The 25,022-nt window shown below is 54.0% G+C and carries 26 protein-coding genes and 2 tRNA genes; 15 read left to right on the top strand and 13 right to left on the bottom strand.

Annotation, left to right across the window (positions count from 1 at the left end; all coding sequences use genetic code 11):
- Positions 1-4: 4 nt before the first annotated feature.
- Positions 5-92: transfer RNA gene (locus tag DW56_RS19265), tRNA-Ser, on the bottom strand.
- Positions 93-403: 311 nt separating this feature from the next.
- Here DW56_RS19265 and DW56_RS19260 point away from each other — a divergent pair.
- The gene (locus tag DW56_RS19260) at positions 404-2,728 is read left to right on the top strand and encodes an FdhF/YdeP family oxidoreductase (RefSeq protein WP_024562066.1); all 2,325 of its coding nucleotides are present in this window, start codon (positions 404-406) and stop codon (positions 2,726-2,728) included.
- Positions 2,729-3,269: 541 nt separating this feature from the next.
- On the opposite strand, the gene DW56_RS19255 is transcribed toward DW56_RS19260, so the two are convergent.
- Positions 3,270-3,357: transfer RNA gene (locus tag DW56_RS19255), tRNA-Ser, on the bottom strand.
- A gap of 201 nt (positions 3,358-3,558) precedes the next feature.
- Between DW56_RS19255 and ghrA the strand changes: the two genes are divergently transcribed.
- The 4 genes from ghrA (at position 3,559) to DW56_RS19235 (ending at position 6,505) form a co-directional block, all read left to right on the top strand.
- Positions 3,559-4,500, top strand: a complete 942-nt coding sequence (ghrA, locus tag DW56_RS19250) for a glyoxylate/hydroxypyruvate reductase GhrA (protein ID WP_024554574.1) — start codon at positions 3,559-3,561, stop codon at positions 4,498-4,500.
- Positions 4,501-4,589: 89 nt separating this feature from the next.
- Positions 4,590-5,327 (top strand): phosphatase, encoded by a 738-nt coding sequence (locus DW56_RS19245; protein WP_024554575.1) that lies wholly within the window; start codon positions 4,590-4,592, stop codon positions 5,325-5,327.
- Between the two features lie 23 nt (positions 5,328-5,350).
- Positions 5,351-5,905 (top strand): TorD/DmsD family molecular chaperone, encoded by a 555-nt coding sequence (locus tag DW56_RS19240; RefSeq protein WP_024554576.1) that lies wholly within the window; start codon positions 5,351-5,353, stop codon positions 5,903-5,905.
- 126 nt (positions 5,906-6,031) lie between these two features.
- Positions 6,032-6,505 (top strand): DUF1097 domain-containing protein, encoded by a 474-nt coding sequence (locus tag DW56_RS19235; RefSeq protein WP_024554577.1) that lies wholly within the window; start codon positions 6,032-6,034, stop codon positions 6,503-6,505.
- Between the two features lie 40 nt (positions 6,506-6,545).
- On the opposite strand, the gene csgG is transcribed toward DW56_RS19235, so the two are convergent.
- From csgG to csgD, 4 genes are read right to left on the bottom strand one after another with little or no spacing between them, the layout of a single operon-like run.
- Positions 6,546-7,379 (bottom strand): curli production assembly/transport protein CsgG, encoded by an 834-nt coding sequence (gene csgG / locus DW56_RS19230; protein WP_024554578.1) that lies wholly within the window; start codon positions 7,377-7,379, stop codon positions 6,546-6,548.
- Between the two features lie 29 nt (positions 7,380-7,408).
- Positions 7,409-7,822: a curli production assembly/transport protein CsgF gene (csgF, locus tag DW56_RS19225; protein ID WP_024554579.1), complete on the bottom strand. Its 414-nt coding sequence runs from the start codon at positions 7,820-7,822 to the stop codon at positions 7,409-7,411.
- 26 nt (positions 7,823-7,848) lie between these two features.
- A complete protein-coding gene (gene csgE, locus DW56_RS19220; RefSeq protein WP_024562065.1) occupies positions 7,849-8,238 on the bottom strand; it encodes a curli production assembly/transport protein CsgE in 390 nt (129 codons plus the stop codon).
- Positions 8,239-8,242: 4 nt separating this feature from the next.
- Complete coding sequence (gene csgD, locus DW56_RS19215) at positions 8,243-8,890, bottom strand: biofilm master transcriptional regulator CsgD (protein WP_024552553.1); 648 nt, start codon at positions 8,888-8,890, stop codon at positions 8,243-8,245.
- Between the two features lie 773 nt (positions 8,891-9,663).
- Between csgD and csgB the strand changes: the two genes are divergently transcribed.
- The 6 genes from csgB (at position 9,664) to DW56_RS19180 (ending at position 13,563) form a co-directional block, all read left to right on the top strand.
- Positions 9,664-10,119: a curli minor subunit CsgB gene (gene csgB / locus DW56_RS19205; protein ID WP_024552551.1), complete on the top strand. Its 456-nt coding sequence runs from the start codon at positions 9,664-9,666 to the stop codon at positions 10,117-10,119.
- Positions 10,120-10,164: 45 nt separating this feature from the next.
- The gene (gene csgA, locus DW56_RS19200) at positions 10,165-10,650 is read left to right on the top strand and encodes a curli major subunit CsgA (protein WP_024552550.1); all 486 of its coding nucleotides are present in this window, start codon (positions 10,165-10,167) and stop codon (positions 10,648-10,650) included.
- A 66-nt stretch (positions 10,651-10,716) separates the two neighbouring features.
- Complete coding sequence (gene csgC, locus DW56_RS19195; RefSeq protein ID WP_024552549.1) at positions 10,717-11,046, top strand: curli assembly chaperone CsgC; 330 nt, start codon at positions 10,717-10,719, stop codon at positions 11,044-11,046.
- Positions 11,047-11,208: 162 nt separating this feature from the next.
- Positions 11,209-11,517: a type 1 fimbrial protein gene (locus DW56_RS19190; protein ID WP_024552548.1), complete on the top strand. Its 309-nt coding sequence runs from the start codon at positions 11,209-11,211 to the stop codon at positions 11,515-11,517.
- Between the two features lie 83 nt (positions 11,518-11,600).
- The gene (gene ymdB / locus DW56_RS19185) at positions 11,601-12,134 is read left to right on the top strand and encodes an O-acetyl-ADP-ribose deacetylase (protein ID WP_024552547.1); all 534 of its coding nucleotides are present in this window, start codon (positions 11,601-11,603) and stop codon (positions 12,132-12,134) included.
- Positions 12,076-13,563, top strand: a complete 1,488-nt coding sequence (locus DW56_RS19180; protein ID WP_029697351.1) for a phospholipase D family protein — start codon at positions 12,076-12,078, stop codon at positions 13,561-13,563. Before ymdB ends, DW56_RS19180 begins: the two co-directional genes overlap by 59 nt.
- 33 nt (positions 13,564-13,596) lie before the next feature.
- Here the strand turns inward: DW56_RS19180 and mdoC are convergent, their stop codons facing one another.
- The gene (gene mdoC / locus DW56_RS19175) at positions 13,597-14,760 is read right to left on the bottom strand and encodes a glucans biosynthesis protein MdoC (protein ID WP_024552545.1); all 1,164 of its coding nucleotides are present in this window, start codon (positions 14,758-14,760) and stop codon (positions 13,597-13,599) included.
- Between the two features lie 253 nt (positions 14,761-15,013).
- Here mdoC and mdoG point away from each other — a divergent pair, with 253 nt between their 5' ends.
- From mdoG to DW56_RS19160, 3 genes are all read left to right on the top strand, one after another.
- Positions 15,014-16,567 carry a glucans biosynthesis protein MdoG gene (gene mdoG / locus DW56_RS19170; protein WP_024552544.1) on the top strand — a complete coding sequence of 518 codons (1,554 nt, stop codon included), beginning with the start codon at positions 15,014-15,016 and terminating at the stop codon, positions 16,565-16,567.
- Positions 16,560-19,091 carry a glucans biosynthesis glucosyltransferase MdoH gene (gene mdoH, locus DW56_RS19165; RefSeq protein WP_024552543.1) on the top strand — a complete coding sequence of 844 codons (2,532 nt, stop codon included), beginning with the start codon at positions 16,560-16,562 and terminating at the stop codon, positions 19,089-19,091. The genes mdoG and mdoH overlap by 8 nt, the downstream gene beginning before the upstream one ends.
- 86 nt (positions 19,092-19,177) lie before the next feature.
- Positions 19,178-19,420, top strand: a complete 243-nt coding sequence (locus DW56_RS19160) for a YceK/YidQ family lipoprotein (protein WP_394372245.1) — start codon at positions 19,178-19,180, stop codon at positions 19,418-19,420.
- Between the two features lie 3 nt (positions 19,421-19,423).
- Here DW56_RS19160 and DW56_RS19155 read toward each other — a convergent pair whose 3' ends face one another.
- Together DW56_RS19155 and DW56_RS19150 are read right to left on the bottom strand one after the other, a co-directional pair.
- The gene (locus DW56_RS19155; RefSeq protein WP_024552541.1) at positions 19,424-19,798 is read right to left on the bottom strand and encodes a MysB family protein; all 375 of its coding nucleotides are present in this window, start codon (positions 19,796-19,798) and stop codon (positions 19,424-19,426) included.
- 180 nt (positions 19,799-19,978) lie between these two features.
- Entirely contained in the window at positions 19,979-20,902 is a 924-nt protein-coding gene (locus DW56_RS19150) for a Kdo(2)-lipid IV(A) acyltransferase (RefSeq protein ID WP_024552540.1), read from the bottom strand.
- Between the two features lie 232 nt (positions 20,903-21,134).
- Here DW56_RS19150 and trhO point away from each other — a divergent pair, with 232 nt between their 5' ends.
- Positions 21,135-22,184 (top strand): oxygen-dependent tRNA uridine(34) hydroxylase TrhO, encoded by a 1,050-nt coding sequence (trhO, locus tag DW56_RS19145; RefSeq protein ID WP_024552539.1) that lies wholly within the window; start codon positions 21,135-21,137, stop codon positions 22,182-22,184.
- 52 nt (positions 22,185-22,236) lie between these two features.
- Here the strand turns inward: trhO and DW56_RS19140 are convergent, their stop codons facing one another.
- From DW56_RS19140 to solA, 4 genes are all read right to left on the bottom strand, one after another.
- Complete coding sequence (locus DW56_RS19140) at positions 22,237-22,812, bottom strand: YceI family protein (protein WP_024552538.1); 576 nt, start codon at positions 22,810-22,812, stop codon at positions 22,237-22,239.
- A 14-nt stretch (positions 22,813-22,826) separates the two neighbouring features.
- Positions 22,827-23,381 (bottom strand): cytochrome b, encoded by a 555-nt coding sequence (locus DW56_RS19135; RefSeq protein ID WP_024552537.1) that lies wholly within the window; start codon positions 23,379-23,381, stop codon positions 22,827-22,829.
- 272 nt (positions 23,382-23,653) lie between these two features.
- Positions 23,654-23,767 (bottom strand): DUF2770 family protein, encoded by a 114-nt coding sequence (locus DW56_RS21920; RefSeq protein WP_049291711.1) that lies wholly within the window; start codon positions 23,765-23,767, stop codon positions 23,654-23,656.
- 64 nt (positions 23,768-23,831) lie between these two features.
- Complete coding sequence (gene solA, locus DW56_RS19130; protein ID WP_024552536.1) at positions 23,832-24,947, bottom strand: N-methyl-L-tryptophan oxidase; 1,116 nt, start codon at positions 24,945-24,947, stop codon at positions 23,832-23,834.
- Between the last annotated feature and the right edge of the window lie 75 nt (positions 24,948-25,022).

Raw genomic sequence — 25,022 nt, 5'->3', positions numbered from 1 at the left:
AATATGGCGGTGAGGGGGGGATTCGAACCCCCGATACGTTGCCGTATACACACTTTCCAGGCGTGCTCCTTCAGCCACTCGGACACCTCACCATATTGTCTGCTGCCCATGCTTGGGGGGCAACGGGGCGCTACTATAGGGGGGAGGGGTAAAAGGGTCAAGCAGTATTTTTTCTTTCTTAATCGTTCGGTTAAGGCTTAAACGAAATGCCGGTTCCCCAGCCAAATGAAAACGGAAAAAAGAAGCCGAAGGCCGGTTGGGGAAGCGCTGCGTTACCCGCTCCGCCAGAACGCGCCATGTTTTGCGTTTTGAAACGGCACGGTAAAAGAAAGATTAGCTTCGCTTATCTAATTTTCTGTACCAGGCTTAAAGACGAGCTATCAGACAAAGAATGTGGAGCATTATGAAAGAGCAAAATCGTACTATCGGCATCGCGCCTTATGGCGGTTCAGCAGGCGGCTGGGGCGCATTGAAAGCGGTCGCCGACGCCATTCGCGGCCAAATGTCGGTGAAGCAGGACGTGATTGCCCTGTTCAAAGTTAACCAGCCGCAAGGGTTTGACTGCCCCGGCTGCGCCTGGCCCGACCCGCAGCATGGCTCCTCGTTTGAATTTTGCGAAAACGGCGCCAAAGCGGTCTCCTGGGAAGCCACCAGTAAGCGCACCACGCCTGAGTTTTTTTCCGCGCACACGGTAAGCGAACTGTGGAACTGGAACGCGTTTGAGCTTGAAGGCGAAGGGCGCCTTACGCATCCGATGAAATACGATCCGGCGAGCGACACTTATCAACCCATCGAATGGGAAACGGCTTTTAAAGAGATCGGCGAGCATCTTCGCAGCTACGAAGATCCTGACAGCGTGGAGTTTTACACCTCCGGTCGCGCTTCTAATGAAGCCGCTTTTCTCTGGCAGCTTTTTGCCCGGGAATATGGCACCAATAACTTCCCTGACTGCTCCAATATGTGTCATGAACCTACAAGCGTAGGCCTGCCGGAATCGATCGGCGTTGGAAAGGGCACTGTTGAACTGGAGGATTTTAACCATTGCGACCTTGTGCTTTGCATTGGGCATAATCCAGGCACCAACCATCCACGCATGCTTGGCACGCTGCGCGAAGTTGCTAAGCGCGGCGCCACTATCGTTGCTATCAACCCCTTGCGTGAGCGCGGACTTGAGCGCTTTACCTCGCCGCAAAGCCCGATTGAAATGCTTTCGTTAAGCTCCACGGAGCTTGCGTCGACCTATTATAAAGTGCGCGTAGGCGGCGACGCGGCGATGCTGAAAGGCGTAATGAAAATCTTGCTGTCGATGCATGAGGAGCGGATAGCGAAAGGAGAGCCGGGCGTGCTCGACGAAACGTTCATTCGGGAACACACGGAAGGGTTCGAGGCGCTGAAAGCCGATCTCGACGCTACGCAGTGGGATCATATTCTCAAAGTTTCCGGTATGGAGCGCAAAGAGATCCAGCATGTAGCCCGCCTTTACGCTAACGCCCGGCGTACGATCATCTGTTACGGTATGGGGATCACTCAGCATCAGTACGGCACCCAAAACGTTCAGCAAATAGCGAATCTTCTGCTTCTGCGCGGCAATATAGGTAAAAAAGGGGCCGGGATATGCCCCCTTCGCGGCCACTCAAACGTGCAGGGCGATCGGACCGTAGGCATTACGGAAATCCCCTCACAGGAGCTGCTCGACAGCATTGAACGGGTTTTCGGCTTCAGGCCGCCGCAAAAACATGGGCACGGTGCCGTTGCCGCCATTCAGGCGATGCGCGATGGAACAGCCAAAGCGCTGTTGTGTCTGGGCGGCAACCTGGCGGAAGCGATTTCCGATCCGCAAGTCACTTTCCCGGCCATGCGTAAGCTGGATTTGGTTGTGCATATGGCGACCAAGCTTAATCGCTCCCACCTGTTGCTCGGCAAGCATAACTACCTGTTGCCCGTGCTTGGACGTACTGAGCTCGACGAGCAGGCGTCGGGCGCGCAGAGCGTCACGGTCGAAGATTCCATGTCGATGGTGCATGCTTCACGCGGGTCTCTGAAGCCCGCATCGCCGCATCTTAAATCGGAGCCGGCGCTGGTCGCCGGGCTTGCGAAAGCGACGCTGCCCAACAGCGTTGTGAACTGGGACCGGCTGGTGGGCGACTACAGTTTTATTCGCGAGAAGATCGAGGCGGTCTTTCCGGCCTTTGAAAACTACAACGAGCGGGTAAAAAAACCGGGCGGTTTCCGCCTGCGCAACGCCGCTTCGGAGCGGGTGTGGAATACCCCGACAGGCAAAGCGCAGTTCAAAATCATGCAGGGGATTAATGAGGATCCGCGTTCGCTGAAGTGCCATGACCTGGTTCTGACGACCCTGCGCAGCCACGACCAGTACAACACCACGCTTTATGGGTTAAACGATCGCTACCGCGGCGTGACCGGGCGGCGAGACGTGCTGTTTATCAATCCTGATGAGGCAGAAAAACGGCAGTTACGAGTAGGCGATCAGGTGAATATCGTCGCCCTCGATCCTGACGGCAACCCCACGTCGCGGCGCATGCATAATCTCACGATTGTGGTCATTGATATGGCGCCCGGCTCGGTCGGCGCTTACTACCCGGAAGCGAACGTGCTGGTGCCGCTGGACAGTCATGACACCCAGAGCGGCATACCGGCTTACAAAAGCATCCCGATTGCCATGGAACGTGTTGAAACGCCAGTGGAAACATCGGGTGCGCGGCGGTGAGGGTAAGCCGTGGGCCGGCTCGGGGCTTCTCATCCCCCCGGGTCGGCGCGGTATAAAAGCAAAGAAGCCTGAGCGTTAGCCCAGGCTTCTTCTTTGAATATGGCGGTGAGGGGGGGATTGACTCGCTGGCGCTCGCCGTTACTCGTCCCATCCATGGGACTCGCCCCTTCGGGGCCAACGCTTTGCGTTGTTCAAAAACGCTCCCGGCGTTTTTGTCGGGCAGCATGACCGCAGGCGGTCCTGCTGTCCAGGCGGTAAACCGCCTGTCGAACCCCGGTCGGGGCTTCTCATCCCCCCCGGGTCGGCGCGATATAAAAGCAAAGAAGCCTGAGCGTTAGCTCAGGCTTCTTCTTTGAATATGGCGGTGAGGAGGGGATTGACTCGCTGGCGCTCGCCCGGCGGGCAGCATGACCGCAGGCGGTCCTGCTGTCCAGGCGGTAAACCGCCTGTCGAACCCCGGTCGGGGCTTCTCATCCCCCCCAGGCTGGTACGATATATAAAGGAAAAGCCCGAGTTTTAGCTCGGGCTTTTTCTTAGAAGATGGCGGTGAGGGGGGGATTCGAACCCCCGATACGTTGCCGTATACACACTTTCCAGGCGTGCTCCTTCAGCCACTCGGACACCTCACCATATTGTCTTCCCGATGTGTTCGGGACGGGCGCTAATGTAGGCAAAAGGCCTGCGCCAGTCAATATACTTTTCGGAATTTTCAGCGCGTTTACTCAAACTTCCAGCAACTTGCTCTCAAAATCGGCATATTGCCTGTTTTTATGGCAATTGCCTTGCAAACCAAGCGCTTTCGCGTAATCCTGGTTAAAAAAGGAGACGCTATGGACATCATTTTTTATCACCCCACTTTTGACGCCAGCTACTGGCTGTCCCTGCTGCAACAAAAGCTTCCGCAAGCCAGGATCCGGGAATGGAAACCGGGCGATAACGGCCCAGCGGATTATGCGCTGGTCTGGCATCCTCCGGTTGAAATGCTACGCGGTCGCAGCGGCTTAAAAGCTGTCTTTGCCCTGGGCGCCGGTGTCGATTCCATTTTAAGCAAACTCAAAACCCACCCGGATTTGCTACCCGCCGGCGTGCCGCTGTTCAGGCTCGAAGATACCGGCATGGTGGAACAAATGCAGGAATACGCAGTAAGCCAGGTGCTGCACTGGTTCCGCCGCTTTGATGATTATCAGGCGCTCAAACAGCAGGCGAAATGGGAGCCGCTGGCGGATTATGAGCGCAAAGATTTCACTATCGGCATCCTCGGCGCGGGCGTACTGGGCGCTAAAGTGGCCGAAAGTTTCGTCAACTGGGGGTTTCCGGTTCGTTGCTGGAGCCGAAGCCATAAAAATTACCCCGGCGTGAAAAGCTTTGTCGGCGCGCAAGAACTTGCCGCGTTCCTGAAAGACACCCGGGTGTTGATTAACCTGCTGCCGAACACGCCGGAAACGGTAGGTATTATTAATCGCGGCTTGCTGAACCAGCTTGCGGACAATGCTTATGTGCTTAACCTTGCGCGCGGCGTGCATCTGGTGGAGGAAGATCTGCTGGCTGCGCTGGAGCAGGGCAAAATAAAAGCCGCGATGCTGGATGTCTTTGCCCGTGAACCGCTGCCCGCCGAAAGCCCGCTGTGGTGCCATCCGCGCGTGGCGATAACGCCGCACGTAGCAGCCGTTACGCGCCCGACAGAGGCGGTGGCCTTTATCGGCGCGACCATCGTTCAGCTCGAAGAGGGCGAAAAACCCGCAGGCGAAGTTGACCTGCAACGCGGCTACTGAACCCCCGTCCCGGCCGCCTGGCCGGGTTTTCAGGCTAAACCTCAACGCCGATACCTGCTATCCTTGCGCAAAACTGAAAGGAGAGCGCCATGTATCCCGTTGACCTGCACATGCATACCGTCGCCAGTACCCACGCTTACAGCAACCTTCATGACTATATCGCCGCCGCGAAGCAAAAAAATATCCAGCTTTTCGCGATAACCGACCACGGCCCGGATATGGCCGATGCGCCGCACTACTGGCACTTTATAAATATGCGCATCTGGCCGCGAGTGGTGGATGGCGTCGGCATTCTGCGCGGTATTGAAGCCAATATTAAAAACAGAGCCGGCGAGATTGATTGCACCGGCCCGATGCTTGAGTCGCTTGATCTTATCGTGGCGGGCTTTCACGAGCCTGTCTTCCCGCCGCAGGATAAAGCTACCCATACCGAGGCGATGATAGCCGCCATGGCAAGCGGCAATGTGCATATTATCAGCCATCCCGGCAACCCCAAATTTCCGGTCGACATTCCGGCTATCGCCGCCGCGGCCGCGAAATACCAGGTGGCGCTGGAGTTAAATAACTCTTCTTTTACGCACTCCCGTAAAGGAAGCGGACCGAACTGCCGCGCTATCGCCGAGGCGGTACGCGACGCAGGCGGCTGGCTGGCGCTCGGGTCCGATTCACATACCGCCTTTACGCTTGGCGACTTCCAGGAGTGCCGTAAGATCCTCGACGACGTGGCGTTCCCGGAAGATCGCATCCTTAACGTTACGCCGCGCCGCCTGCTTAATTTTCTTGAATCCCGCGGTATGGCGCCCATCGCCGAATTCGCTGCGTTTTAATCACAACTCAATGGATCTGCTTCATGAATGAATTTTCAATTATCTGTCGCCTGCTCGGCTCCCTCTGGTATCGCGAACCGCAGGATCCGGTGCTTGCCCCGGTTTATGCATTAATTGCCGAAGGCAAGCTGGCGCAGAGTTGGCCGCTTGAGCAGGATGCGCTTCTGGAGCGCCTGCAAAAAAGCTATAACGCGCAAGAAATCGAAGCGGATTACCTGTCGCTCTTTGTTGGCGATGAATGTCGCGTGTCGCCGTTGCGTGCCGCCTGGCAGGAAGGGGCGAAAGAAGACGAGGTGAGGGCGTTTCTTAGCGAACGGGGCATGCCGCTGTCTGAAGCGCCAGCCGATCACTTCGGCATGCTGCTGCTGGCGGCCTCTTGGCTGGAAGACCAGGCGCAGGAAGATGAGAGCGAAGCGCTGGAAGCGCTGTTCGCCGATTATCTGTTACCCTGGTGCGGCGCTTTTCTGGGGAAAGTGGAAGCCCATGCGGGCAGCGCTTTCTGGCGAACCTTCGCCCAACTGACCCGCGACGCCATTCAGGCGATGTGGGAAGAGTTGCAGGAAGAAGAACAGGAATAAAAAGCCGGGCGAAAGCCCGGTTTTTGTGATGCTTATCACCATTGCAATGTAATAAGTCACGGTTATTTACTTTTTTTGTGTGTGACCTCTCATGGCGAAACGGATCCTCTGTTAGTATACGCCGCCATGAACAGACGCTTTCCCCTCGCATTGACCACCGGTTTGCTCTCCGCCCTTTGGGGCTGGGCGGCGGTGAGCTTTAATCTCCCCGGCTGGGCCGGGTTTCTTGGCTGCACCGCCTGGTTTGCCTGCCCTAAACCGAATCTTTCGGGATTCCTCACAACCCTGTGTACGTTACTGAGCGGTGTGCTCTGGGCGCAGGTCATTATTTACGGCAGCGCGCTGGCGCCGCAGGTAGAAATGCTCAGCTATGCAATGACAGGCATAGTGGCCTTTCTGATGTGCATGCAGGCCAGGCATCTGCTGCTTTCCTTTGTGCCCGGCACCTTTATCGGCGCCTGCGCCACTTTCGCTGCGCAAGGCGAATGGAAAAGCGTGACGCCGGCTTTAGTGCTGGGGCTGTTGTTTGGGTTTGCGATGAAAAGCAGCGGGAGTTGGCTTGCGGCGCGGCTTGCCGCAAAAAGCGAGCAAGCCGCGTAAGGCATAAAAAAACCAGCGTACGCTGGTTTTTTTATTGCTGTCAGGATTCGGGCGGGACAGCCATACTGCGATATTTCGCAAGGATGGCGTCTTTCGAATCTTTTTTATCTTTAAGTTCCCACAGACCGCGGTTAATGCCGTCGTTAATCAAATGAATCACGCCGGTTTCAATCGCTGACATCAGGCAGAGCATTACCGGCTCATTCGCCGTATAACCAATTTCGCCCTCCAGCAGACGCTGGTAATCGATGAAGCGGAAAACGCCCGCCTGCACTTCATAAGAGAGAATGGTTTTACTGGTGTTTACCGATGAAAGCACTTCCCCCGTGCTTACGTTTACCACGCGCAGGTTCACGGCAATCTGATCAAGCTGGTACTGTGTATTGCCGCCTATGCCAAAATAGCGCGCGCCTACGCCGCCCGATTTCACATTGCTTTCATAACCGATAATCGATCCTTCAATCATCACGTTAGCAGCCACCAGCGACTGCAACGGCATCCGGTTATTGTCTGCGACCGTACCGTTCTCCTGAGCCGCGCGGATAATTTTGCGTTCATTCAGCAGGTTTTGTAATCCCTGACGCTCCAGCGGAATAAACCAGCGAGAATCTTTCAACGCCGTTACCAGCATAGAAGTGGCGCTCTGCGGCACTGCGGTTGAAAAGTTACTGGCTGGATAAGGTTTAAACTGACCCGTTTCATCCTGAATGTTATAGACCGAAACAAAGAGCTTGCCTTTAGGGTCGGGCAGATGCGTTAAATCGCGGTAGCTTTGCGCCCGCGGCATTAACGTAGGCTTTGCCGCTTCTTTTGGCGGCGCAGTAAGGCATCCGCTTAATAATGTGACGGCGAGAAGTAATAATAAGCGCTGCATGGTAGTCATCCTTTAATATTTAACAGGGCCTAAAAATCGGTGGTTCCTGTTTGCAGGCCCGAAACTTGAATCGTTGATGTTTTACCTGTTTTACGGTCGGTGACGTTAAGCTGCAACTGTCCGTCTCTGTTAGCAATATCGACGATATAGTCATTCGTCACCATTCGTCCCGGTTGCCCGGTATTAATATTGGTTAACAGGCCGCCTAAAACTTGCGACTGAATTGCTGAGGTAAAATTATCCAGCGCAGACGGCGTTTCTATGGCGTAATCCTCATAGCTGGGATCTTTATAAGAGTTTTGCGCCTGAGCTTCATTAAGAAGAAAAGCGCCGTTATTAGGGTTTCCGCCGAAATTGGGATTACGGAATTGAAATACCATATTTCCGCCCCACGAAAGTGGCGACACTAGCATTAAGGTAATAACCGCGTATGCAACCCGCATGACAGCCTCCTGAAGTGAATAAAACGTTAGAATTCATCGTGTGTTAAATCGCCGGTGCTGAGTAATGCTTTATCGATTTGTCGACGCTGCAACGCTTCATGAGTCTGGGCCAGTGCGAGGTCAACGTTTTTGTCAAAATCACGCTTCGTCGGGAATAAAAAAACCTGATAAATAACATCCTGCTCAACGGTAATGGTGATCCAGCTGCCCCAACGGGCGCTGGGCCGTTCATTAATCGTTAAGTTCCCGCTGTAATTGCTTTCCCATCTATCGCTAAAGCCGCGATAAAAATCATGCCCGACGGACGATACAGTGTGATCGGTTAACAGCCCAGGCACTTCCACTTCCAGCGCCCGGGCGCCGCCGCTGGCGCACAGGATCCCTGCGGCCAGTAACCAGCCGGTTAACTTTTTCATCATGTTATCGTCTGAGATTGTCATTGGCCCAGGAGACGGCTTGGGTGCGGTTTTTCACCGAAATCTTTTTGAAAAGATTGTAGAGATGGGTTTTGACGGTGTTTTCGCTGATAAACAGCGACTGGGCTATCTCATTGTTAGAGGCCCCGACGCGGAGTTTATTCAGGATCTCTTTCTCACGGTGCGTCAGCAGGGCGGATTCCGCGCTGTTAAAGCGGTAATGACCTGAACGGGTAATGAGATAGCTTGCCAGCTTCTGGCTGAAGTAGCATTCGCCGCGTATCACGCCCTGCATGCCTTCGATAACGCGCGATTGATCTTCATTGGAGTAGAAAACGCCGTTGATATGCGGCCAGTTTTCGATGTCGCGGAAGGGGTATTCTTCCGGCGTATTGAGCAGCAAAACCTTAACGTTATTACGGCGGCCTAAATTTTCCTGCCAGTACTGAATAAGCTTTTTATCCGCCTCCATCATATCCAGCAAGATCAAGCCATTCACGGGAATTTCATCCAGCGAACGCTGAATGTTATGGAGCTTGCCATTGAGCATTAAAGAAGACTTAAGGTGCTGCAATAATGCGGTAGCTTGTAATGAAGGTTTGGTAATCAATAATAAGGTTTGACCAGGTAAACTAAGGACTTCATTAAACATGATGAAACTCCACTCTTTTTATTTGGTTCCCGGCAAGGGATTACAAACAAAAGTAATCCGCCAGAGGTTACTGGGAAAATGCACTGCTGCGTGTGTTAATAACAAAACATCATGCCCCGGGAGGGCGTGAAAAAACTAAAACCAAGAAAGTTCTGATGAGTTCAATCTAGTCATTGCCAATCTTAAAGCAAGTGTTAAAGATGTAACTAGATGTAACTCAAGATATTAAAATGTTAACGATATCTTTTTCTGTGTATTTGTTTTTGATGGAAAAGTTGTACATTTTTTATCAATTGCATCGTTTTTTTTACGGCTTGATTATCTATATCATTATGATTTATATATGTTTTTATAAAAAGGCAAAAGTGGTAAATCTCAGAAAATATACCCCTCTTTCTAATGATGGCTTTACGAAAAGTTTACCTTAAGAAAAGAGAGGGCCCGTTACATCTATCTGTCCAAAATTATCATTATTTGTGTTGGGGATTGCGGACAGCAATGAGTTTTCAGTCTGATGAAGGCAAAGTGACAAAACAAAAACACCCATCAGGAGATTAAGAAAAGGCGCCACAGAAAGGCCACCAAAATCAATCTCATGCTTTGGGGTGAATGCGGTGATAAAAATCCTACTCGCAGGTGAGATATTTAAAATGCCCCTCTGGACATACTCTTTTCCGTAACGCGGCGATAGCACATTATTTGTTGCGTTTACTTATTAGTCGTTGGCATGTTGTTTATTTCGCGAAATAAACAACCAGGTCCAGGGTGGAGACATGAAAAACAAATTGTTGTTTACGATGTTAACAATACTGGGTGTGCCTGGTTTAGCTCATGCAAGTCATTTTGATCTTGCAGCTTCGGAATATAACTTTGCCGTGAATGAAATAAGCAAAGGCTCGTTGAATCAGGCCGCGATAATTGGTCAAACAGGCAGCAATAATGATGCCTGGGTTCGCCAGGATGGTAATAAATTGCAGGCAGTGATTAGCCAGACCGGCGTCGCTAACCGCGCAAACATTGACCAATCAGGATATTACAATCTTGCTTACGTTTCACAACAGGGCTACGGCAATGAAGTGAACCTAAAACAAGAGGGTTACGATAATACCGCGCTGGTTATTCAAAAAGGTTCGGCTAACCGTGCGGATATTATCCAGTCTGGTACGCAAAAAACTGCAGTTGTAGTGCAAAAACAGTCGCAAATGGCGGTTCGCGTTATTCAACGTTGAACGTTATGCAGACTTATTTAACTTCAATCCTATGGGGAAGAAACCATGAAATTTTTCAAAGTCGCAGCATTGGCAGCAATGGTAGTTTCTGGTAGCGCACTGGCAGCTCCTTTTCATCAGTATGGTGAAGATTCAAGCCTGAAAATTTATCAGTACGGTACCAGCAACAATGCTAACGCACTGCAATCTGATGCTTACCACTCTACGACTGAAATCAAACAACGTGGTTCTAACCATGTTGCTGATACCGGGCAGGGTTCTGACAACAGCTTCATCAAACTGACCCAGAACGGCCACGGCCAGACGGCTTCTATCGACCAGTGGGGCGGCTCTGATTCCGGCGTGACCGTAAACCAGGATGGTTTCCGCAACAATGCGACTGTTAACCAGTGGAGCAGCCGTAACTCTGCCACCACCGTTAACCAGGATGGTCACCTGAACAACGCGACGGTTAACCAGTCTGCTTCTTCTTCTCAGGTTTACGTGACTCAGGTTGGCGCTTTCAACACGGCTAACGCTGCGCAGCACTAAGTTGCCTGTAGAACATTGAGCAATAAAAACAGGGCGCAAGCCCTGTTTTTTTTTCGGGAGAAGAAAATGCATACGCTGATTTTACTTGCCGCGTTGACCAGCCAGATAAATTTTGATGCCCGCCAGCAAGGGGATATGTGGACGATAACGCCGCAGGTTACGCTTAATGAAGATTGCCAGTGCCGCATCCAGATGGAGACGTCACGGCAGGCCGCATCAGGTAACAGCACCACCCGACAGAGCGGCAGGGTGAATATCAGGGCAGGGGAGCCTTACGCCCTTTCACAAATTACGCTCTCCGCCCAGCCTGGCGACAATATTATCGTCACCGTGACAGTGAGCGACGGAAACGCGCTCCACCTTTCGCGCCAGTGGTCGCCGCCGGGGCGGGTATAAAAAGCAGGGCTCAGGTTTATGCTAAAGCTGCCGAAAATAGCGTAAAGAACAGGATAAAGCTCACATAAAAGCGAACGTTAGCGCCGCGCGTTAAGTCGCTTTTATAGCTACTGTTTATATAACAACAACCCAACGGCAAAAGCCGATAATGGAGCCCTGCAAATGACCCTTTCAACTTACTCACACGCCGCTGCCGGCGCGCTGTTGTTGGTCTCGCTGACCGCTTTCGCTCAACAAGCGCCCGACGGCGTCATTCATTTCATCGGCGCGGTTGTGGAAGATGCCTGCACGGTAGAAAACTCACAGACTCACGTCGCCTTTTCCTGTTACAGAGACGGGAAATTTAACCGGCAAACGCTCGCCGTAAACCACATGAATGAGGTCAGCCTGAAGGCGGCCAACGCCACGGCGCAGTTGAAATGGCTTGATAACGCCCATCGCCTCGGCGTGTTGCAGGTGGACTATCAGTAAAGCTTTACGGTTTCGCTTACCGACATCGGCAGCGTTGTGGGGTGATCTACACTAACATCATCGCTTCATGTCAGGAGGTCACCATGCAAAACCGCATACAAGTACTGGAAGACGACATTACCCGCCTCGAGGTGGATGTTATCGTCAACGCCGCCAATCCCTCGTTACTTGGCGGCGGCGGCGTGGATGGCGCTATTCACCGCGCCGCAGGGCCTGCGCTGCTGGCTGCCTGTAAAATTGTGCGTCAGCAACAGGGCGAGTGCGCCCCGGGCCACGCGGTTATCACTGAGGCGGGGGAACTCCCCGCCAAAGCCGTGGTGCATACCGTTGGGCCAATATGGCGGGGCGGAAACGACAACGAGGCGCAGCTTTTAAGCGACGCGTATCGCAACAGCCTACAACTGGTTACGGCCAACGGCTATCGGAGCGTGGCGTTTCCGGCCATCAGCACAGGCATTTATGGTTATCCGAAAGCGGCGGCGGCGCAAATCGCTATGGACACCGTTTCGGATTATCTCACCAGGCACCCCTTACCGGAGCAGGTATACTTTGTCTGCTATGACGAAGAAAACGCCCGACTTTACCAAAGGTTACTTACCCAACGATTCCCGGTCTGAGCCACATGGCACACGCCTTGGGCGCGCGATTGCGCCTGCGACGGCGCAGCATCCTCACTACAGCGGGCTGCATCCGCTGGATGACAGTCTGGATGCGTTCGCCGCCCGTTACCTGCTCGCAGGGATGGCGGAGCAGACTATCAATGTTCAGTACTACATCTGGGAGGATGATATGTCCGGGCGGCTGCTGTTCAGCGCGCTGCTCGCGGCTGCCCGACGTGGTGTAAAAGTGCGCATTTTGCTCGATGACAATAATACGCTGGGGCTCGACAGCACGCTGCGTATGCTCGATGCCCATCCGCTTATTGAAGTGCGCCTCTTTAATCCCTTTTCCTTTCGCACGCTGCGCGCCTTAGGGTATCTGACGGATTTCGCCCGCCTTAATCGCCGCATGCACAATAAAAGCTTCACCGTAGACGGCGAGGTGACCATTATTGGCGGGCGTAACGTAGGCGACGCTTATTTTGGCGCAGGCGAACAGCCGCTCTTTTCCGACCTCGACGTGCTGGCTATCGGCCCGGTAGTCGCCGATGTTGAACAGGACTTTGAGCGTTACTGGCGCAGCGGTTCGGTCTCGACGCTGCAAAAAGTGCTGGATGTTAACGATGAAGAGATAGACGCGCGCGTTCAGTTGCCGGAAGACTGGAAGAGCGATCCTGTCGCCCGTCGCTACCTGGATCGCCTCTCTAGCACCCGTTTCGCGACGCATCTTGAATCGCGTACCCTGCAACTCATCTGGGCGAAAACCCGCTTAGTCAGCGACGACCCGCGTAAAGGGCAGGGGAAAGCGCGTGAACATACGCTGCTGCCGCAGCGTATGATGAACCTGATTGGTCAGCCTGAAAAATCTATCGACATTATCTCTTCTTATTTCGTGCCCACCCGTTCGGGCGTTGCGCTGCTGTTGACCCTGCGGCGTAAGGGCGTTCGCGTCGCGGTGTTGACAAATTCGCTGGCCGCAAACGACGTGGCGGTCGTGCATGCCGGCTATGCCCGCTGGCGCAAAAAACTGCTTCGGCATGGCGTGGAGCTTTATGAGCTAAAACCCACCCGCGATGCAGGCCCGGTGCAGCATGACCGGGGGCTTACCGGCAACTCCGGCGCCAGTCTGCATGCGAAAACGTTTAGTGTGGACGACCATCATGTCTTTATTGGCTCGTTCAATTTCGACCCCCGCTCCGCCATGCTCAATACGGAAATGGGCTTTGTGATAGAAAGCGAGTCGCTGGCGAAGTTGTTCCACCAGCGCTTTACCCGTAACCAGCGGGAGGCGGCCTGGACGCTGCGTCTTGACCGATGGGGCCGCATCAACTGGATTGAGCACCAGGACGGGCAAGAAAAGGTGTTGAAGAAGGAGCCGAAAACTCGCCTGAGCCAGCGCCTGCTGGTGCGACTTGCCTCGTGGCTGCCGGTGGAATGGTTGCTTTGAGCGGGCCTGCGTTCTGCGCGGCCCGCCCGGGCGTTATGAATTGATGGAAGAGGTCAGGCTGACGACCTTATTTTGCGGCTTGCCAGAAAAGAGAAAACGCAGCAGCGCTACGCGCAGATGCAGTTCATATAACACCAGCGCTATGCCGATCACGAAAACCAGCCCGGCAAGAAAGCCAAGCGTATTTGAGGCGATATGCGGCGTGATGTAAGCGCCGAAAAAGAGCGTTAGCGGATGATGCACCAGGTAGATAAACAATGAGGCGTTAACAAAATAGGTGACGCGGGAGGATTTAAAATTCAGCAGCCGATGCCCCAGCGCAAACACCACGTTCACCATCCACAGCCCCATCAGCATCGTAATCACGCTTTCCGTTTCATATAGCCAGGCATCGCCGCTGCCAAGACGCTGATTCAAAAGATAAGCGCCAAAAGCGAACGCTGCGGCAATAGCGCAACCCAGCGAAGGCCTGGTGAACAGCGTTTTGATGCTTTCATGTTTGAACGCCAGCGCCCCAAGCAGGAAAAAAGGCAGGTAGAAAAGGGTTTGCATCACCGCGAAATTAAACAGCCCGTCGCTTAGTAACTGAGGATGAAGAATAAAAATGGCGCGCCGCAGCGCCGCATAAAGCAGGCCCAGCAGCAGGAAAACCAACGAGAGCTTGCCCAGGGTTAAGCGGCTGAAAAAGCCCCCTTCCGGTTGTTCAGCACGGCGGTTTAATTTAGCGAACAGCGCCAGTCCAAGCGTAGTTAAAATAATTAATACCAGCAGAAACCAGAGATGGGAGATAAGGTCCCAGACCAGCGTGTTGTATTTTTCATACAGCGACAGCGTATGCCAGTTTCCCGCCGTGCCTTTTACCTGTTGTAACATCAGAAATTGCGGCAACGTAAGCAGGGGGATCGCGGTCAGCATAGGTATGCCAACACGTTCGACACGCACCTTCCACCAGCGCTTGCGCGGGTAGCGCAGAAAGAGCATGTAAGAAAAATAGCCGGATATGACAAAGAAAACCTGCATGCGAAAAGCATGGATAAAATCGTTGAACAGCGTCAGCCAGGCGGAAGGGGCGAGGCTGTTAACATGCCATTGATGGCTGGAATAAATCAGCGAGATATGGAAAGGGATCCCCAGCAGCATTAACCATGCACGGATGGAATCAAGGAAAAATTCTCGCTGTACAGGTGTGTTAGTCATATAACTCCGGTCATTCTCAGACTATTCGTCTTATCCCTGAGACGGTTTGTGTTTAGATTCGGCGGCAACCCTACACCAACGTAGATAACCTGTCTCCAGGAGAAAATCTAAAAGCGAAAGTCGCGCGCATTCATTTGCTTAATACCTGAGCCAGCGGCTGAACAAAGCGGGGATTGTGTTGTCGGAAAGCTCAAGTTTCCATTAAAATGGATCGGATTGATTGAAGCACACAAAGGGGGATGTGCTGGTTAATATGAAACATAAACCACAAATGATGAAAATGCGCTGGTTGGGTGCGGCAGTGATGTTGTCCCTTTATACCACTTCGGTTTGGGCCTTCACTATCGATGATGTCGCAAAACAGGCGAAATCATTAGCGGGTAAAAGCTACGAAGCACCTAAAAGCAACCTGCCCTCCGTCTTCCGCGATATGAAGTACGCGGACTATCAACAGATCCAGTTCAATCACGACAAAGCTTACTGGAGCAAAATAAAAACTCCGTTCAAGCTCGAATTCTACCATCAGGGTATGTACTTCGATGTGCCGGTCACGCTGAACGAAGTGACGGCCAATGCCGTACACAAGATCAAGTACAGCCCGGATTATTTTAATTTCGGTAACGTCCAGCACGATAAAGACACCGTGAAAGACCTGGGTTTCGCGGGTTTCAAAGTGCTTTATCCCATCAACAGCAAAGATAAGAACGACGAAATTGTCAGCATGCTCGGCGCAAGTTATTTCCGCGTTATCGGTCAGGGCCAGGTGTATGGCCTTTCCGCGCGCGGGCTGGCCATCGATACCGCCTTGCCCTCCGGCGAAGAGTTCCCGCGTTTTCGCGAGTACTGGATCGAGCGTCCGAAGCCCAACGACAAGCGCCTGACGATTTATGCGCTGCTTGACTCGCCGCGCGCAACCGGCGCCTATCGCTTCGTTATTATGCCGGGCAGCGACACGGTGGTTGATGTGCAGTCGAAAGTTTACCTGCGCGATAAAGTCGGCAAGCTTGGCGTAGCGCCGCTGACCAGTATGTTCCTGTTCGGGCCGAATCAACCGTCGCCAAACACCAACTTCCGTCCGGAGCTGCACGATTCCAACGGCCTGTCTATTCATGCTGGTAATAATGAATGGATTTGGCGCCCGCTGAATAACCCGCGCCATTTGGCCGTGAGCAGCTACAGCACCGAAAACCCGCAGGGCTTCGGCCTGCTGCAACGCGGCCGCGAGTTCAACCGCTTTGAAGATCTCGACGATCGTTACGATCAGCGTCCAAGCGCCTGGGTAACGCCGCAGGGCCAGTGGGGCAAAGGGAAAATCGAACTGGTTGAAATTCCGACCAACGACGAAACCAACGACAACATCGTGGCTTACTGGACGCCGGATCAACTGCCGGAGCCGGGCAAGGAGATGAACTTCAAGTACACCATCACCTTCAGCCGTGATGAAGATAAGCTTCATGCCGCCGATAATGCTTATGTGCTGCAAACTCGCCGCTCTACGGGCGATGTGAAACAGTCCAACCTTATCCGCCAGCCGGATGGCACTATCGCGTTTATTGTGGACTTCGCTGGCGCCGATATGAAAGCGCTGCCGCCGGAAACGCCAGTGGCTGCGCAAACCAGCATTGGCGATAACGGCGAAATCGTTGACAGCAACGTACGCTATAACCCGGTGACGCAGGGCTGGCGTATGACGCTGCGCGTGAAGATCAAAGACGCGAAGAAAACCACCGACATGCGTGCTGCGCTGATGAACGGCGACCAGACGCTGAGTGAAACCTGGAGCTATCAGCTACCTGCCAATGAATAAGTCGACTGAGTATATTAACCTGCTGCCGCCTGGCGCCGCTGAAAAAGCGGCGCTGCCGGATGGCGAGCTGCGCGGCGTCCACGAGGCGCTGGGCGGCGAAGGCCGCGTTTACGAGCGGGACGATGATACGCCGCTGGGCTCGGTAAAGGCGCGCCTTGAGCACAGCTGGCCGGATTCGCTGGCGGAAGGCCAGCTTATTAAGGATGACGAGGGGCGCACGCAACTGGAGGCGATGCCGAAAGCAAAGCGCTCTTCCATGTTTCCCGACCCGTGGCGCACCAACCCGATTGGCCGCTTCTGGGATCGCCTGCGCGGAAGGGAAGTACTTCCGCGCTATATGGCTCGCCTTTCAAAAGAGGAGCGCGCCGCAGAGCAAAAGTGGCGCACCGTCGGCACTATCCGTCGCTACATTCTGCTGCTGCTGACGCTCTCCCAGACCGTGGTCGCCACTTGGTACATGAAGACGATCCTTCCTTATCAGGGCTGGGCGCTCATTAATCCGGCCGATATGGTAGGGCAGGATATCTGGGTGTCCTTTATGCAACTCCTGCCTTACGTGTTGCAAAGCGGCATCCTTATTCTCTTCGCTATTCTTTTCTGCTGGGTCTCCGCCGGTTTCTGGACCGCGCTGATGGGCTTTTTACAACTGCTGATTGGGCGCGACAAATACAGTATTTCCGCTTCCACAGTGGGCGATGAACCGATAAATCCGGAACATCGCACTGCGCTCATTATGCCTATCTGTAACGAAGACGTTGACCGCGTTTTCGCGGGCCTGCGGGCGACCTGGGAATCCGTGAAGGCCACCGGGCAGCAGCAACATTTCGACGTTTATATCCTGAGCGACAGCTACAACCCCGATATTTGCGTGGCGGAACAAAAAGCCTGGATGGAGCTGATTGCTGAAGTGCAGGGCGAGGGGCAAATTTTCTATCGCCGCCGTCGCCGCCGCGTGAAACGTAAAAGCGGCAACATCGACGATTTCTGCCGTCGCTGGGGCAGCCAGTACAGCTATATGGTGGTGCTGGATGCGGACTCAGTGATGACCGGCGAGTGTCTGACAGGGCTTGTCCGCCTGATGGAAGCGAACCCGAACGCAGGGATTATCCAGTCTTCGCCGAAAGCGTCCGGTATGGATACGCTTTATGCGCGCTGCCAGCAATTCGCCACCCGCGTCTATGGCCCGCTTTTTACCGCCGGCCTGCATTTCTGGCAGCTTGGCGAGTCGCACTACTGGGGCCATAACGCCATTATCCGCGTGCAGCCGTTTATCGAGCATTGCGCGCTGGCGCCGCTGCCGGGCGAAGGCTCGTTCGCCGGTTCTATCCTCTCCCATGACTTTGTGGAAGCCGCGCTGATGCGTCGCGCCGGCTGGGGGGTGTGGATAGCTTACGATCTCCCGGGCTCTTATGAAGAGCTGCCGCCGAACCTGCTGGATGAACTCAAGCGCGACCGTCGCTGGTGCCACGGCAACCTGATGAACTTCCGCTTGTTCCTGGTAAAAGGCATGCACCCGGTTCACCGCGCGGTGTTCCTGACGGGCGTGATGTCTTATCTCTCGGCGCCGCTCTGGTTCTTGTTCCTCGCGCTCTCAACGGCGCTTCAGGTGGTTCACGCGCTTACCGAGCCGCAGTACTTCCTGCAACCGCGCCAGCTCTTCCCGGTGTGGCCGCAGTGGCGTCCTGAGCTGGCGATTGCGCTGTTTGCTTCGACCATGGTGCTGCTGTTCCTGCCGAAGCTGCTGAGTGTGGTGCTTATCTGGTGTAAAGGCTCGAAAGAGTATGGCGGCTTCCTGCGCGTAACGCTTTCGTTGCTGCTGGAAGTGCTTTTCTCCGTGCTGCTTGCTCCGGTTCGCATGCTGTTCCATACCGTGTTTGTGGTCAGCGCCTTCCTGGGCTGGGAAGTGGTCTGGAATTCGCCGCAGCGCGATGACGACTCCACCCCCTGGAGCGAAGCCTTTATGCGCCACGGTTCGCAACTGCTGCTGGGCCTGGTCTGGGCGGTAGGGATGGCATGGCTCGACCTGCGCTTCCTCTTCTGGCTGGCGCCTATCGTCTTCTCGCTGATCCTCTCGCCGTTTGTCTCGGTGATTTCAAGCCGCGCAACGGTGGGTCTGCGCACGAAGCGCTGGAAGCTTTTCCTGATCCCGGAAGAGTATTCGCCGCCGCAGGTGCTGGTGGATACCGATAAGTACCTGGAGCTGAACCGCAGCCGCTCGCTGGAAGATGGGTTTATGCACGCTGTGTTCCATCCTTCTTTCAACGCGCTGGCGACAGCGATGGCCACCGCGCGCCACCGCGCAAGCCAGGTGCTGGAAATCGCCCGCGACCGTCATGTTGAACAGGCGCTGAATGAAACGCCGGAAAAACTCAACCGCGATCGTCGTCTGGTGCTGTTAAGCGACCCGGTAACCATGGCGCGTCTGCACTACCGCGTCTGGGCGACGCCGGAGCGCTATTCCTCGTGGATAAGCCACTACAAAGCGTTGCAGTTGAATCCGCATGCGCTTAAAACACACGGATAAACAAGCGTTAGTGAAAATGCCGGCCCTGGTGGCCGGCTTTTTTTTCACCCGAACGGGTTACACCTTATACTTAGCGGAAACAGGAAATGGTGAGGTTTAGCGTGAAAGCATTGGCGCTGGTTCTGGCAGCCTGTCTGCTGAGCGGATGCGGCAGCATAATCAGTCGGACGGTGCCGGGGCAGGGACATGGCAACCAGTATTACCCCGGCGTTCAGTGGGATGTAAGAGATTCAGCGTGGCGTTACGTCACGGTGCTTGATCTGCCGTTTTCGCTGGTCTTCGACACGCTGTTGTTGCCGATAGACATGCAGCACGGCCCCTATGAATAAGCGTTAGCGCTCATCCCATTCATCTGCCGCTGTACGACCTTCTTCGGTATCCAGCGGCGGCTCAAGCTGAAACTCGCCTTCATCCCATTCGTGCAGCGTGTTCTCTTCCAGCCACTCCTGACGAAGCTCGATTTCGTCGTAATCGCCGTCAAAGACGCTTTGCGCCGCTTCGCCGCTTAAAACCGGAAGGCACTCGCCTTGCTCTTCGTCGGTAGCGAAGAATTCGACCTGCCACATAATTTCACCGTCTTGCAGAATATATTTCTGGATGTTGAGTTGCTGGACAACCGCATCCTCTTCGTCCATCCCCGGATTGTCGGCGAGGAACTCTTCGCGTGCAGCGTCGATGGCTTCTTCAAGCGTTGCAAACATGGACATAATTTTCTCCCTGAACAGACATGGTTGTTTCAGGAAAGGATAGACGAAGATCCGTAATCGCAAGTAAGAAAGCGAAAAAAAGGGGAGAAATATAATGTTCAGCATCAGCGCCTTAGAGGGAAACGCTACGCGCCGGGACATTATTACCGCCCCGGGCTGAATTTCGCCGGGGCAGCAAAATTAATAGCGGGAGGGAACGCCTTGCGGACGGGTTTTGAAACGACGGTGCAGCCACATATACTGATCCGGCGCCATCAGAATGCATTTTTCCACCACTTTGTTCATCCAGGCCGCCGTCTCTTCGGCATCGCCCAGCGGCGGCTGGCATTCCGGCTCCAGCGCGATAAGTTCGTAGCCTTTGCCGTCCGGCTTGCGGCGAGGCACAAAGGGAACGATACAGGCTTTGGACATTTTCGCCAGCATCCAGGTGCCGGACGTCGTGGCCGCCTGATCCACCGCGAAGAGCGGAACGAAAACGCTATTGCGCGGGCCGTAGTCGTGATCCGGCGCATACCAGATGATTTCGCCGCTCTTCAGCGCTTTGATCATGCCCTTGAGATCTTTACGATCGAGCATGGTTTTATTGGAGCGCAGCCGTCCCCAGGTTTGCAGCCAGTCGAGCAGCGGGTTATCGTTCGGCCGATAGACCCCGATGCCTGGCGTATGGATGCCAAAAATGCGAGCGCCCAGCTCAAGCGTCAAAAAATGCAGGCCGATAAGCAAAATGCCCTTTTTTTGCGCCAGCAGCGCTTTAACCGGCTCCACGCCAGAAACGTCAAACCAGCGTTCTATGCGCCAGTTCGGCCAGAACCAGGCCATGCCGGTTTCCATCAGGCCCATGCCTACGGATTCAAAATTCTTCACAACCAGCTTTTGGCGCTCGGTTTCGCTCATTTCCGGAAAGCAAAGTTCCAGATTACGGTGGGCGATACGCGCGCGGCGCTTCATTACGCGCATCGCCAGGCGGCCCATACCGCAACCCAGGCGGTAAATTACCGGGTAGGGCAGCAGCACGACAAGATAAAGCAAGCCGATGCCAAGCCAGGTCAGCCAGTAGCGGGGATGGAGCAAAGCGCGGTTGAATTGCGGTAAATGGGTCGTCATGAAAATTCCATCAGGTTGCGGGTCAGTCCACTTGTTAGGGACATTGTGACATTTTTTTCCGTCCTGCCAAAATTCACGGGCGACAGGCGGCGGTTTTCACGCCAGTTATGAGAAATGTGCAGAAACAAAGTGATGGAAATGTAGCGCAAAATTCATGGATGTAAATTACCGGTAATTGCTATATCATGCCCGCCGATTTTCACTCCCCTAACGATTGCAGGACACGTACACCATGCCAGTGTTACACAACCGCATTTCGAATGAGGAACTGAGGGCGCGTATGCTGGCCGAAACCGAGCCGCGCACCACTATCTCATTCTATAAGTACTTCACTATTGCCGACCCGAAAGCGACGCGCGATGCGCTCTATAAAGCGTTTACCGATCTCAACGTTTTTGGTCGCGTTTACCTGGCGAATGAGGGCATCAATGCCCAAATTAGCGTGCCGCAAAGCAAAGTTGAGGCGTTTCGCACGCTGCTGTACGGTTTTGATCCGGCGCTGGACGGCCTGCGACTGAATATTGCGCTCGACGATGACGGTAAATCGTTTTGGGTGCTGCGCATGAAGGTGCGCGAGCGCATAGTCGCCGACGGCATTGAAGACCCGACATTCAACGCCAGCGACGTGGGCGACTACCTCAAGGCGGCTGAAGTTAACGCCATGCTGGATGACCCGGACGCGGTGTTTATCGATATGCGTAACCACTATGAATATGAAGTGGGGCATTTTGAAAATGCGCTGGAGATCCCGGCGGATACCTTCCGCGAGCAGCTGCCGAAAGCGGTGGAGATGATGCAGGAGTACAAAGACAAGAAAATTGTCATGTACTGTACCGGCGGCATTCGCTGTGAAAAAGCGAGCGCCTGGATGCGCCATAACGGTTTTAATAAAGTCTGGCACATTGAAGGCGGCATTATCGAATACGCGCGCAAAGCCCGCGAGCAGGGGCTGCCAGTGCGTTTCGTCGGTAAAAACTTTGTCTTTGATGAACGCATGGGCGAGCGCATTTCTGATGACGTTATCGCGCACTGTCACCAGTGCGGCGCGCCGTGCGACAGCCACACCAACTGTAAGAACGACGGTTGCCATCTGTTATTCATCCAGTGCCCGGCCTGCGCAGAGAAATTTCAGGGTTGTTGCAGTGAACTGTGCCGTGAAGAAAGCCAGCTTCCTGAAGAGGAGCAGCGCCGCCGCCGCGCCGGTCGCGAAAACGGCAATAAAATCTTCAATAAATCGCGCGGAAGGCTGAATACCGCGCTCGGGATCCCCGATCCGGAATAACGAAAAAAGCCTCCGCAAGGAGGCTTTTTTATGGCTGAAACCGTCGCCGGGATTACTTCTGGCGTACGCCTTCCACCGAAATAATCAGATCCACTTCCTGAGAAGCCGGGCCGAGATCGGTAGTAATGTTGTAGTCCTTCAGCTTGATTTTCCCTTCCGCTTCAAAGCCTGCGCGCACGCCGCCCCACGGGTCGTCGCCCTGGCCAATCAGTTTCGCTTCCAGCGTCAGCGGCTTGGTTACGCCATTAAGAGTGAAGTTGCCGGTAATATCCAGCTCGTCGCCATCCTGCTTCACAGATGTGGAGGTGAAGGTTGCCTGCGGGAATTTCGCCACGTTCAGGAATTCAGCGCTACGCAGGTGTTTGTCACGCTCGGCGTGGTTAGTGTCGATGCTGGTGGTGTTGATAGTCACGTTCACTTTATCCGCCGACGGGTTTTTCTCGTCAAAGGTAAAGGTGCCGTCAAAATCGCGGAACGTGCCATACAGCCAGCTGTAGCCAAGGTGCTTGATACGGAAGTTAACGAAGGCGTGCTGGCCCTCTTTATCAATTTTGTAATCGGCCGCAACGGCGGAACCGGTGGTCAGAAAGAGGGCGGCGAGCGTTAACCCCATCAGGCTTTTTTTCATTTATCACTCCTTGGTTAATGCGACGATTTGCCAAGCATGCGCTTGAGTGTTACGTCTTTATCGATGAAATGGTGCTTCAGCGCGGCGAAAGCGTGGAGCACCGAAAGAACGACCACGCTCCAGGCGAGCCAGAGGTGGATATCGCCTGCCGTATCCGCCTGTTCTCCCGCACCGCTGAACAGCGCCGGAATATCAATCAGACCAAAAACGCTGATCGGTTTGCCTTCGGCCGTGGAGATCAGATACCCGCTCAGCAAAATGGCGAACAGCAGCAGATAAAGCAAAATGTGGGCGGCTACGGCGCTTACGCGCGTCAAACGGGAATAAGAGGTGAGCGGAGGCGGCGGCGGCGACATAAAGCGCCAGATAACCCGCACTAGTAAAAAAAGAAAGATGACGATGCCGATGCTTTTATGCAATTCAGGCGCCCGGTGATACCAGACATCATAATAGCCGAGCGTCACCATCCACAGCCCCAGCGCAAACATGCCGTAAACGGCAAGCGCCATCAGCCAGTGAAGCAGTACTGAAAAATGTCCATATTGCGACGGAGTATTACGCCACTGCATTGTTACGCATCCGTTAATAAAAAGATGCTGTCACAGTGAAGGCAGGGGAAATTAAAAGCAAACCAAAAAAATCAACGATGTTATTCAATAAATTTGATTGATAAGTTTGGGCGATTGAAAACAGAAAACGGCGGCCTGATAGCTATTTATTCTTGCTGTTTCGCCGCGTAATCGGTTATTTCGTTATAACCAAAAGAAAATAGTGGCGCAATAATCATCCGCGTTGTCAGTTTATGTAAGTGTTAAGTCAATTATTTTGAATGCGTCTGATGTTAATGATAGTAAATCCATAGCAGGTCAAGCAGCGCCAGCAAGGCGGAAAGCGCCAGATAAAGCAAAAGATGCCGACGCACATTGTTAACAAGAAAGTGAATCAAACGCTGCACAACGGCTCCTTTTATCAATCCATGTTAGCCAGGCAATAAAAAAGCGGCCCGCAGGCCGCCTGGATCAGTTAAACCGCGCCAGACTGAAAGGCGTAAGATCAAACTCAATGGGTTTATCAGCAGCAAACTGGCTTGCTATCTCGCCCAGCACAGAAGCGAACTTAAAGCCGTGACCGCTAAGGCCGGTGACAATCATCGCCTGAGGACAATCAGGAAGCGTATCAACGATAAAGTCTTCATCCGGCGAATTGTCATAAGTGCAGGAAGCGCCATAGAGGCAGCCGCCTATTCCCGGCAGGTGCTGGCGCAGGAAGGGGAACGCTTCAGCGCCGTCCGTCGCCACCGCGCCAAAGGGTTTACGTTCTTCAGCCGCATTAATCAGCTGACCGCCGTTGTGCTTGCCGATTTTGAGTTCGTTGTTTTCCGCCGGAAAGCCGTAATACTGATCGCCGTTTGCCATTTCGCCGGCAAAGGCCGGAAAATGGTTGTTTGTGCTGTAGCGCCCGTCTGCCTGATACCAGGCGAAGACTTTGCGCACGGGGGTGACCGGCAACCCCGGCACCAGCTTTTTAACCCATGTGCCAGCGCTGATGAGCACCTTGCGACCTTCATAGTCGCCATCTTCCGTGACTACGCGCACACCCTGCGCCTGCGGTTCAATTGCCGTAACGGCGCAGTTAAAGAGCTGGGCGCAACCCGCCTCTTCGGCAAGACGGATATAGTTAGCGATAGCCGCTTCGCTATAGAGCACCCCGGAATCCGGCTCGAACAAGCCGATGTAATCCTCAGGCACGCTGAATTCAGGCCAGCGCGCCATTAACTGTTGCGCATTCAGCGATTCAAGGGGCAATTGCCAGCGTCTGGCGCTCTGCGCCACGTTGCGAAGAAAATCGGACTGGGCCGGGCCCAGGTTGATAACGCCGCTGCGCTGAAAAACGCGGGCTTCGGTAAGGGACTGAAGCTCATCCCATAACGCCTGGGCGCGTAACACCAGCGGGACGTAAATTTCACCTTCGCCGTAGGCGTGGCGGATAAGCCGGGTTTCGCCATGGTGGCTGCCTTGCTGGTGCGGCGGATGGGCGCTGTCGGTCATAAGGACTTTCAGGCCTGCGCGCGTGGCGTAAAAACCTGCCGCTGCGCCGACCGATCCGCTGCCAATGATGATCAAATCGTACTGCATGGGAATGCTCCGCATAAGGTCTTGCTTAGCAGAGTAATTAAGGGAGGGAAAGAGCACAAGGCCAAAAATAATAAT

Source organism: Franconibacter helveticus LMG 23732 (genome assembly GCF_000463115.2).
GTDB lineage: Bacteria > Pseudomonadota > Gammaproteobacteria > Enterobacterales > Enterobacteriaceae > Franconibacter > Franconibacter helveticus.
This window is presented reverse-complemented; position numbering and strand designations above follow the sequence as displayed.

Coding starts and splice junctions, on each gene's coding strand:
- DW56_RS19260 (WP_024562066.1), top strand. CDS start 404: ATGAAAGAGCAAAATCGTACTATCGGCATCGCGCCTTATGGCGGTTCA.
- ghrA (WP_024554574.1), top strand. CDS start 3,559: ATGGACATCATTTTTTATCACCCCACTTTTGACGCCAGCTACTGGCTG.
- DW56_RS19245 (WP_024554575.1), top strand. CDS start 4,590: ATGTATCCCGTTGACCTGCACATGCATACCGTCGCCAGTACCCACGCT.
- DW56_RS19240 (WP_024554576.1), top strand. CDS start 5,351: ATGAATGAATTTTCAATTATCTGTCGCCTGCTCGGCTCCCTCTGGTAT.
- DW56_RS19235 (WP_024554577.1), top strand. CDS start 6,032: ATGAACAGACGCTTTCCCCTCGCATTGACCACCGGTTTGCTCTCCGCC.
- csgG (WP_024554578.1), bottom strand. CDS start 7,379: ATGCAGCGCTTATTATTACTTCTCGCCGTCACATTATTAAGCGGATGC.
- csgF (WP_024554579.1), bottom strand. CDS start 7,822: ATGCGGGTTGCATACGCGGTTATTACCTTAATGCTAGTGTCGCCACTT.
- csgE (WP_024562065.1), bottom strand. CDS start 8,238: ATGAAAAAGTTAACCGGCTGGTTACTGGCCGCAGGGATCCTGTGCGCC.
- csgD (WP_024552553.1), bottom strand. CDS start 8,890: ATGTTTAATGAAGTCCTTAGTTTACCTGGTCAAACCTTATTATTGATT.
- csgB (WP_024552551.1), top strand. CDS start 9,664: ATGAAAAACAAATTGTTGTTTACGATGTTAACAATACTGGGTGTGCCT.
- csgA (WP_024552550.1), top strand. CDS start 10,165: ATGAAATTTTTCAAAGTCGCAGCATTGGCAGCAATGGTAGTTTCTGGT.
- csgC (WP_024552549.1), top strand. CDS start 10,717: ATGCATACGCTGATTTTACTTGCCGCGTTGACCAGCCAGATAAATTTT.
- DW56_RS19190 (WP_024552548.1), top strand. CDS start 11,209: ATGACCCTTTCAACTTACTCACACGCCGCTGCCGGCGCGCTGTTGTTG.
- ymdB (WP_024552547.1), top strand. CDS start 11,601: ATGCAAAACCGCATACAAGTACTGGAAGACGACATTACCCGCCTCGAG.
- DW56_RS19180 (WP_029697351.1), top strand. CDS start 12,076: ATGACGAAGAAAACGCCCGACTTTACCAAAGGTTACTTACCCAACGAT.
- mdoC (WP_024552545.1), bottom strand. CDS start 14,760: ATGACTAACACACCTGTACAGCGAGAATTTTTCCTTGATTCCATCCGT.
- mdoG (WP_024552544.1), top strand. CDS start 15,014: ATGAAACATAAACCACAAATGATGAAAATGCGCTGGTTGGGTGCGGCA.
- mdoH (WP_024552543.1), top strand. CDS start 16,560: ATGAATAAGTCGACTGAGTATATTAACCTGCTGCCGCCTGGCGCCGCT.
- DW56_RS19160 (WP_394372245.1), top strand. CDS start 19,178: ATGGTGAGGTTTAGCGTGAAAGCATTGGCGCTGGTTCTGGCAGCCTGT.
- DW56_RS19155 (WP_024552541.1), bottom strand. CDS start 19,798: ATGTCCATGTTTGCAACGCTTGAAGAAGCCATCGACGCTGCACGCGAA.
- DW56_RS19150 (WP_024552540.1), bottom strand. CDS start 20,902: ATGACGACCCATTTACCGCAATTCAACCGCGCTTTGCTCCATCCCCGC.
- trhO (WP_024552539.1), top strand. CDS start 21,135: ATGCCAGTGTTACACAACCGCATTTCGAATGAGGAACTGAGGGCGCGT.
- DW56_RS19140 (WP_024552538.1), bottom strand. CDS start 22,812: ATGAAAAAAAGCCTGATGGGGTTAACGCTCGCCGCCCTCTTTCTGACC.
- DW56_RS19135 (WP_024552537.1), bottom strand. CDS start 23,381: ATGCAGTGGCGTAATACTCCGTCGCAATATGGACATTTTTCAGTACTG.
- solA (WP_024552536.1), bottom strand. CDS start 24,947: ATGCAGTACGATTTGATCATCATTGGCAGCGGATCGGTCGGCGCAGCG.